Annotated in this window: 4 protein-coding genes; all 4 read right to left on the bottom strand. The window is 63.5% G+C overall.

Annotation, left to right across the window (positions count from 1 at the left end; all coding sequences use genetic code 11):
* Window positions 1-884, bottom strand: an 884-nt coding sequence (locus VGO04_RS16955; protein ID WP_327497136.1) for a translation initiation factor IF-2 associated domain-containing protein, incomplete at its 3' end; no start/stop codon positions are given.
* Window positions 885-989: 105 nt separating this feature from the next.
* Window positions 990-1,697, bottom strand: a complete 708-nt coding sequence (locus VGO04_RS16950; RefSeq protein WP_327497135.1) for an RNA-binding protein — start codon at window positions 1,695-1,697, stop codon at window positions 990-992.
* 4 nt (window positions 1,698-1,701) lie between these two features.
* The gene (gene nusA, locus VGO04_RS16945) at window positions 1,702-3,321 is read right to left on the bottom strand and encodes a transcription termination factor NusA (RefSeq protein ID WP_327497134.1); all 1,620 of its coding nucleotides are present in this window, start codon (window positions 3,319-3,321) and stop codon (window positions 1,702-1,704) included.
* Between the two features lie 45 nt (window positions 3,322-3,366).
* The gene (gene rimP, locus VGO04_RS16940; protein ID WP_327497133.1) at window positions 3,367-3,987 is read right to left on the bottom strand and encodes a ribosome maturation factor RimP; all 621 of its coding nucleotides are present in this window, start codon (window positions 3,985-3,987) and stop codon (window positions 3,367-3,369) included.
* Window positions 3,988-4,097 lie beyond the last annotated feature (110 nt).

Genomic DNA, 4,097 nt, shown 5'->3' with positions numbered 1-4,097 from the left:
ATGGCCGACAGCGAACGGGCGCGCTGGCCGGCATCCTCGTCGGCAGCGGTGGACAGCGTCAGCTTGCCCTGGCGGCGACCATCGTCGCCCTTCGGGCGGGCCGGAACCTTGGCGGGCTCGGGACGTACGACCTTGCCGCGCGCCGGACCTGCGCCCGGACGCGGACCACGATCGTCGTCCTTTTCGTTGTCAACCTTGCGACCGCGCAGAGCGCCGGCCGGAGCCGGGGTCGGAAGTCCACCTGCCGGGGCTGCGGGACGCGGAGCCTGCGGGCGGTTTTCAACGCGACGCTCAGGGGAAGCCGGTGCGCGAGCAGCCACAGGGCGCTCTTCGGCAACTTCTTCGACCTTGGCCTCTGGCTCGGCAGCCGCGCGGGCCGCTTCCTCGGCGGCGCGGCGTGCGGCTTCTTCCTTCTCCTGCAGGAGACGGGCCTCTTCCTCGCGCTTGCGGCGTGCTTCGTTCTCGGCGCGGATAACCGCTTCTTCAGCGTCGCGGATCTGCGCTTCGGCCAGAGCCCGGCGGCGCGCATCGATCTCACCGGCAGAAAGCTGGTTCAGAACGACACCGACGCGCGGACGGTTGGCCTGGTTGGCTTCCTGACGCGTGGAATGCTGCTGCGGCTGCGGAGCCGGGCGACCCGAAGGCTGCGGCTGAGCCGGACGCTGATCGGCCGGGCGCGCAGCGGGAGCGGCGGCTACAGGCGTGATCGGGCGTTCATCCTTGGGGCGATGGAAGGGGCGTTTTTTGGTTTCGACCACGACCGCCTTGGTGCGGCCACGGCCCATGTCCTGACGCACGGTCCCCTGCGAAACCCCATGGGGCTTCAGGGTCAGCGTCTTCTTGCCTGCTGCGCCGCCAGTCTTGTCGTCGTTGTTGTCGGTCATTCCGTTCCGTTCCTAGCGATCAGGGCCGGATGCGTATCACCTGACCCTGTCTTCCAAATTGTCTCAAACAATGTACGCGATGCCAGTCTGTGCCGGTGACGCGGGTCATTGCTGTGGCTTGCCAGCGTCGCCGTCGGCCCGGACCGGGACGGATCCTCGGTACTTTTCGAGCATGATTGCGCGCTTCACTACACCCTCACCCGCCTGCCCTGCAAGCGCTGCGGCATGGATAAAAGCATTACTTCCTAAAAGGCCCTCCATTTCCGCCCCGGTGAAGGGGCGGAACGAAGGTATTTCCATTCCATCGTCGGCCACGAAGCTCATCGCCTTGCGGGCCTGGTCTATCTTGCGCACGCCGTCGGCCGCAGCGTCGCTGGCGTGGAAGACGGCGAGTGCCGCCAGTCCCCTGACTGCCTGCTCGGTCTTCGTCGCGCCGGAGATGAACTGGGCCGCCTTGCGCGCCATGTTCATCATGCCGGCCAGCTGCTCGGCGAGCAGCCGGTCGATGTCGTCGCAAAGCGTCGCGTCGGCCTTGACGTCCGCCTTGAGCGCGCGGGCGAAGAACTTCTTCGCCACCGCCTTTTCGATCAGCGCCCGCTCGGCCTTCACCCAGCAGCCGCGCCCCGGAAGCTGACGCTTCAGATCGGGAACCACACGGCCGTCAGGCCCGGCCACGAAGCGGATCAACTCGTCTGGAGAACCGCTCTCACGGGTGACGATGCAGGTCCGCGTGCTGCCGTTGCGATCCTTCGGACCCCCATCCGTGGGGAGAGCGTCCGAAGGCATGCTGCCGGCATCATCAGAGGCGATCATCGCTTCAAGCGTCCTGCTCGGCGCCTTCGGCAACGTCGATCGGCTCTTCAGCTTCGACCTCTTCGCTCGCCAGATCCTCTTCCGTGATCCAACCGGCCGCGAGACGGGCCTGAACGATCATGGTTTCGGCGTCTGCGCGCGAAACGTCAAACTTCGAGAAGGTACCTTCGAAACGCTTGGTTTCGCCGTCCTTGCGCTCGCTCCAGCCGACGAGATCGTCAGCGGCGCAACCGGCAAAGTCTTCGACCGTCTTGATGCCTTCTTCGCCCAGCGCAACGAGCATCTGGCTCGTCAGACCGTCGATCGAACGCAGCTCGTCGGCAACGCCGAGTTCCTTGCGCTTGGCATCCATTTCCGCCTCGATCCGGTCCAGGTACTCGCGGGCGCGGGTCTGGATTTCGGTCGCGGTCTCCTCGTCGAAGCCATCGATCGAAGCAATTTCGTCGAGATCGACATAGGCAACCTCTTCAACGGCGGCAAAGCCTTCGGACGCCAGAACCTGACCGACCATCTCATCGACGTCGAGCGCGTCCATGAACAGGTTGGTGCGCTCGGTGAATTCCTTCTGGCGGCGTTCGCTTTCTTCCTGCTCGGTCAGGATGTCGATATCCCAGCCGGTCAGCTGCGAAGCGAGGCGAACGTTCTGGCCGCGACGGCCGATCGCGAGCGAAAGCTGCTCGTCCGGAACGACCACTTCGATGCGCTCTGCATCTTCGTCGAGAACGACCTTGGCGACTTCCGCCGGCTGCAGCGCGTTTACGATGAACGACGCCGGATCCTGCGACCACGGAATGATGTCGATCTTTTCGCCCTGCAGTTCGCCGACGACCGCCTGAACGCGCGAACCGCGCATACCGACGCAGGCGCCGACCGGATCGATCGAGCTATCGTTCGAGACGACCGCGATCTTGGCGCGCGAACCCGGGTCACGGGCAACCGACTTGATCTGGATGATGCCGTCGTAAATTTCCGGCACTTCCATGGTGAAGAGCTTCACCATGAACTGCGGATGGGTACGCGACAGGAAGATCTGCGGGCCGCGCTGTTCGCGGCGTACGTCGTAGACGAAGGCGCGGACACGATCGCCGTAACGCATGTTTTCGCGCGGGATCATCTCGTCGCGACGGATGATGCCTTCGCCACGGCCGAGGTCGACGATGACGTTGCCGTATTCGACGCGCTTGACCGTGCCGTTGACGATTTCGCCGACGCGATCCTTGAACTCGTCGAACTGGCGATCGCGCTCAGCTTCGCGAACCTTCTGCACGATGACCTGCTTGGCCGACTGCGCGGCGATACGACCGAAGTCCATCGGCGGCAGCGGGTCGGCGATGAAGTCGCCGAGCTTGGCGTCCGGGTTGCGATCGCGAGCGAGCTCAAGCGGGATCTGCGTGGAGTAATCGTCAGCCTTTTCGACCACTTCCAGAAGACGCTGAAGGCGGATTTCGCCGGTCTTGGAGTTGATGTCGGCGCGGATGTTCGATTCCGACCCATAGCGCGAACGGGCGGCCTTCTGGATCGCATCGGCCATCGCGGCCAGAACGATTTCGCGGTCGATCACCTTTTCGCGCGCCACGGCATCCGCGATCTGCAGAAGCTCGAGCCGGTTAGCACTGACTGCCATGTTTTGTCTCCGTTGGGTTGCAGGGGGCTTTACGCACCGCCCGGCTTATTCCTCAATAGGTGAATCTTCGTCTTCGAAATTCTCGTTCGCGGCGCGCTCGGCCTTCGCCTTCTTGTCGGCGGTCAGCGCATCGCGGATCAGATCGTCCGTCAGGATCAGCCGCGCTTCGGCAAGCGTGGTGAACGGGATCACGACGACGGGTTCCTCGCCATAGGCGGCCTGGTCGCGTTCAAGCCGGAAGCCGTCGTCATCGACAGCAACGATCTTGCCACGGAACCGCTTGCGACCATCAACGAGCACCGATGTCTCGCATTTCAGCAGGTGACCCTGCCAGCGGAAGAAGTCGGACTTGCGCACCATGGGGCGGTCGATCCCCGGCGACGACACTTCTAGATGATACGCCTTGTCGACGGGATCTTCCACATCGAGCACCGGCGAAATGGCCTTGGAAATCTCTTCGCAATCCTCGACGGTCATGGTGCCGTCGTTGCGCTCGGCCATGATCTGCAGCGTCAGGCCGTTCTGGCCGGACATGCGCACGCGCACCAGGCGGTAGCCCATCGGCACGATCACGGGCTCAATGATGTCGGCAATGCGCTGATCGAGACCGGTTTCGGTGATCAGGCGTGGTTCAATTGCATTTTCAGCCGTTGTCGTATCGGACAAACGATCATCTCCTCATCGGACCGGCTAATAAAAAAGAGCGGGTCCTGACGGGCCCACTCTTCATCTACCGATCAAGAATTTGAGGCTCATATACGCCCCATCGCCGCAAA

Source organism: Ensifer sp., from assembly GCF_035999185.1.
GTDB lineage: Bacteria > Pseudomonadota > Alphaproteobacteria > Rhizobiales > Rhizobiaceae > Ensifer.
Note: the sequence above shows the minus strand (reverse complement) of the source record. Positions and strands in the feature narration are given on the sequence as shown.

What these genes read in the sequence shown, in the direction of transcription:
- nusA (WP_327497134.1), bottom strand. Translation starts at nt 3,321, where the DNA reads ATGGCAGTCAGTGCTAACCGGCTCGAGCTTCTGCAGATCGCGGATGCC.
- VGO04_RS16950 (WP_327497135.1), bottom strand. Translation starts at nt 1,697, where the DNA reads ATGATCGCCTCTGATGATGCCGGCAGCATGCCTTCGGACGCTCTCCCC.